Genomic DNA, 4,225 nt, shown 5'->3' with positions numbered 1-4,225 from the left:
ACACCTGCGTCACGAGGCTCCATCCGTCTTCGAGGGTCAGGCGGGCGCGGTCGTGGAGGCCGAAATAGGTGAACACGTTGCTGATGTACATGTATCCCTTGACGGTGATGGCGTTGACGGCTGTCGTATCGGCCGTGAAGAGCGGGACGGCTCCCCTTCCCGGGACGCCGGCCCCCGCCGTGGGGAACGCCACCGCGACGGCGGCCGCTCCACCGGCCATCCCCGCGAGGGATACCGCCCCGGGCAGCGCGACAAGCGGCAGGACGGGTACCCGGCCGGGGACTTCCCGCGTGCCGGGCGTGCCGCTGACCGTCGCGAGGAACGCCCCCGCTTCGGGCGCCGCGACGATGCCGCCCGGGATCCGTGGGTGGACGGCCAGCCCCGCTTCCTGCCCATGAGCCGCGCCGAGATGCAGGCCCTGGGCTGGGAGGAACTGGACGTGCTGCTGGTCAACGGCGACGCCTATGTGGATCACCCGGCCTTCGGGCCCGTGCTGCTGGGCCGCTGGCTGGTGGCCCACGGCTTTCGCGTGGGCATCGTGGCCCAGCCCCGCTGGCAGACGCCCGACGATCTGCTGGTCATGGGCCGTCCCCGCCTCTTCGTGGGCGTCAGCGCGGGCGCGCTGGACTCCATGCTGGCCCACTACACGGCCTTCCGCAAAAAACGCCACGATGACGCCTACACCCCCGGCGGTAAGGCCGGTGCGCGCCCCAACCGCGCCTGTCTGGTCTATGCCAACCTGGCCCGTCAGGCCTTCCCCGGCCTGCCGGTGATCCTGGGCGGTATCGAGGCCTCGCTGCGCCGCACCACCCATTACGATTTCTGGACCGACAGCCTGCGCCGTCCCATCCTGCTGGATGCCAAGGCCGACCTGCTCATCTACGGCATGGGCGAGCTGGCCATACTGGAATGCGCCCGCCGTCTGGCCGCGGGCAAGAGCCTGCACGGCATCGACGGCACGGCCTGGCTGGCCAAGGTGGACGAACACAACGTCCCCGAGGACCTGCCCGAGCAATGGCTGGACCTGCCGCGCATGCAGCTGCCCGCGCATGAGGCCGTACAGGCCGATGCCACGGAGCTGCTGCGCCTGACCCGGATGCTGGAACAGCAGGTGCACCGCCAGAACGCCTGGGCCCAGCAGATGGTGGGCGGGCGCGCCCTGGTGCTGGCCCCGCCGGCCCGGCCCCTGGATACCGGGGAGATGGACCGGCTCTACGCCCTGCCCTATGCCCGCGCGGCCCATCCCCGCTACCGCCTGCCCATCCCGGCCGACGAGATGCTGCGCACTAGCATCACCAGCCATCGCGGCTGCGGCGGCGGCTGTTCCTTCTGTTCGCTGGCCCTGCATCAGGGCCGCCGCATCAGCTCGCGCAGCCAGGCGTCCATCCTGGCCGAGGCCCGCCAGCTGGTGGCGCGCTCCCGGCACGGACAGGTGGCCATCTCCGACGTGGGCGGCCCCACGGCCAACATGTGGCAGGCCCACTGCGCCCTGGACGCGGCCACGGCGGCCAGGGCCGGCGACGGCGCCCGGCCCTCGTCCCGCTGCCGCCGCAGCAGCTGCTGTTATCCCACGGTCTGCAAGTCCTTCATCACGCCGCAGATGCAGCATGTGGGCCTGCTGCGCGAGGTGGCGGCCCTGCCCGGCGTGCGTCAGGTGCGCGTGGCCAGCGGCGTGCGCGCCGACCTGGCCCTCAACGATCCCGAAGCCCTGGCCGCCTACACCGGCGAGTTCACCGGCGGCCAGCTCAAGGTGGCCCCGGAACACTGCGCCGCACGGGTGCTGGACATGATGCGCAAGCCGGGCATGGAGGTCTTCGAGGCCTTCTTGCAGAGCTTCATGGAACAGAGCCGCCGTGCCGGACGCGAACAATATGTGGTGCCCTACCTGATGAGCGCCTTCCCCGGCTGTACGGACGAGGACATGCACGAGCTGGCCCGCTGGCTGCAGCAGCGCCACTGGAGCCCGCAGCAGACCCAGTGCTTCATCCCCACGCCCGGCAGCATCGCCACGGCCATGTATTACTGCGGCCGCAACGAGGACGGCGAAGAGATCTATGTGGCCCGCAGCGATGCCGACCGCCTGCGCCAGCACCGCATCCTGATGCCCGATTTCGGCCGCATGCCGGAGCGTGGCGGCTATGACGGCAACGAGGCGGAAAGCGGCGCCACGCCCCGTCGCGAATCCCGTCAGGAGCACGAAGACAGGACCGAACGCTGGCGCGAGGAACGCCGCGCGGCGGACGGTCTGGCTCCCGGCGACCGTCGGGACGCCTGGAAGCGTCCCCGCCCCTCGTCCCGTTTCGATGACGGGCAGGACGACATGCCCCGCCGCCACGAGCACGACGGCCTGCGCGAGCCCGCTTCCCGACGCGACTTCCGGCAGGACTTCCGGCCCGGCCCCCGGAGCGGCTTCCAGCCCGATCCCCGACAGGACTTCCGTCAGACCGGCGACAGCCCGCAGCCCCACCCGCCGTTCCCCGGGGAGCGGCAGGACGAACGGCCCTTCCGTGCCCGTGCCGACCGCTTCATGGATCCCAGCGACGCCCGGGACCAGCGTCCCTTCCGTGCCCGTAGCGACCGCTTCGCGCATCGCGGGGAGGAAGAAGGCCGGCATCCCTTCCGGCCCCGCGCGGAACGCTTCGCGGCTCGTGACGACGCACAGGACGAACGGCCCTTCCGGCCCCGCCCCTTCCCCGCTGCCGCCCGGGATGACGACGACGGCCGGTCTTTCCGCAAGGACGGCTCCCGCTCCCGGCCCTTCAAGGCCCATGACGACGCCCGCGACCGTCAGGACGCCTGGAAGCGCCCCCGTCCCTCGGCCCGTTTCGATGACGAACAGGACGACGCGCCCCGCCGCGACTTCCGCCGCCACGAGCGCGACGGCCTGCGCGAGCCCGGGCTCCGGCAGGATACGGGAAAGCCCGGCAAGCCCGTGCGCAAAAACATCCTGCGCAGGGACGGCAAGCCCGCCTTCGGCTCCCGCCGCAGGGACAGGGCCTTTGACGGCCCGACGCTGGACGACGAAGAATAACAAGGGGCGCTGCCTGCACGGGCAGCCCCAAAAACCAGGGAGGGCCGCGGCGATCCCGCAGCGCCCGCAAAGAAAATCGCGGCGACGCCGCGCACCGGCAGGCGGACAGCCCCGTCAGCCTGACGGCCGTGGCGGCCGGGCGCCCACAGGCGGGCCCTCCGCAGCGCGCACGGTCGCGGCACAGGAGCGCTGACGCCCGGGGCCGCACGAGGAAAGCATGGATCAGGAAGAACGCATCATCCGGCTGGAAGAGCTGGCCTATTTTCAGGAAGAACGCCTGCGGGAACTCAATGAGGCCCTGACGGCCCAGCAACAGCAGATCGACCTTCTGGAACGCCGTCTGGCGGAGACCATGGAGCTGGCCCGCAACCTGCGCGACCAGCTGGGGCAGGCCGGCAACGGCGCTCCGGTCAACGACCTGCCGCCCCACTACATGCCCGAGCGCTACTAGCCCGGCCGGGCGACGGGAAGCAACGCAGATAGAGGCGAGGGGGAGAGGGAGACCGCTTTGGAAAACGGTCCTTCCTCTCCCCCTCGTGTTCCCCCGCTCCCTTGCCAAAACTTTCGCCGGGGCGATGCGCAGGGGCGTCATCCGACAGGACGCGCCCGCCTCCCCCGTCCCCGACGGCATGACACGGCACGGACGCGGAGGGCAGAGGCATACCTGCGCATGCCGTCGGCCGCCCGGACATGGAGCCGCCGCACCGCGTCCGTCCCACGGCAGGCCGCTACGGCCGGGGGGCGTCGTCCGCGCGCCGCTTTCTGGCGCAGTGCAGGCCCAAAAAATCCGTTTCGGGCAGGACGGTCAGGCGGTCGTCGGGCACGGCGGCCAGGCCGCGCCGCTCGCGCAGCACATGGCTCAGGTAGCCCTTGTGCAGCATGTCCCGCAGCCAGGGCTGGCGGTCGCCCATGTCGCGCACCATGCTGGCGGCGATGACGTCCCCGCCGTGCAGGCCGTCCATCAGCTCGCAATCCCCGGAGCCGTAGACGCGGGGATCCGAAAAATCCATGACCTCCACCCCGCGTTCCAGCAGGCCCTGCCGCAAAGGCTCCAGCCAGGCCGCGCCGCCGTTCTTCCCGGCAAGGGCCTCCAGCACGGGCGTGGCCAGGGGCGGCAGGAAAACCACGGTGCGGATGCCGCGCGCCCGCAGGCGGCAGCAGATCTCGGCAAAGGCCTCCAGCCGCTCCCTGTCC

The 4,225-nt window shown here is 71.5% G+C and carries 2 protein-coding genes and 2 pseudogenes; 2 read left to right on the top strand and 2 right to left on the bottom strand.

Features of this window, described 5'->3' with window-relative positions; genetic code table 11:
- The coding region (locus Q1X76_RS09900) for a hypothetical protein (RefSeq protein ID WP_300719709.1) at positions 1-193 on the bottom strand (193 nt) is incomplete at its 3' end.
- 201 nt (positions 194-394) lie between these two features.
- Between Q1X76_RS09900 and Q1X76_RS09895 the strand changes: the two are divergent.
- Both Q1X76_RS09895 and Q1X76_RS09890 read left to right on the top strand, forming a co-directional pair.
- Positions 395-2,107, top strand: a pseudogene (locus tag Q1X76_RS09895) (YgiQ family radical SAM protein); the annotation flags it as partial.
- Between the two features lie 1,141 nt (positions 2,108-3,248).
- Positions 3,249-3,482 carry a SlyX family protein gene (locus tag Q1X76_RS09890; protein WP_300719707.1) on the top strand — a complete coding sequence of 78 codons (234 nt, stop codon included), beginning with the start codon at positions 3,249-3,251 and terminating at the stop codon, positions 3,480-3,482.
- 277 nt (positions 3,483-3,759) lie between these two features.
- On the opposite strand, the pseudogene Q1X76_RS09885 reads toward Q1X76_RS09890, so the two are convergent.
- Positions 3,760-4,225 (bottom strand): annotated as a pseudogene (locus Q1X76_RS09885) (hypothetical protein); the annotation flags it as partial.

Source organism: uncultured Desulfovibrio sp. (assembly GCF_949282365.1).
Classification (GTDB): Bacteria; Desulfobacterota; Desulfovibrionia; order Desulfovibrionales; family Desulfovibrionaceae; genus Desulfovibrio.
This window is presented reverse-complemented; position numbering and strand designations above follow the sequence as displayed.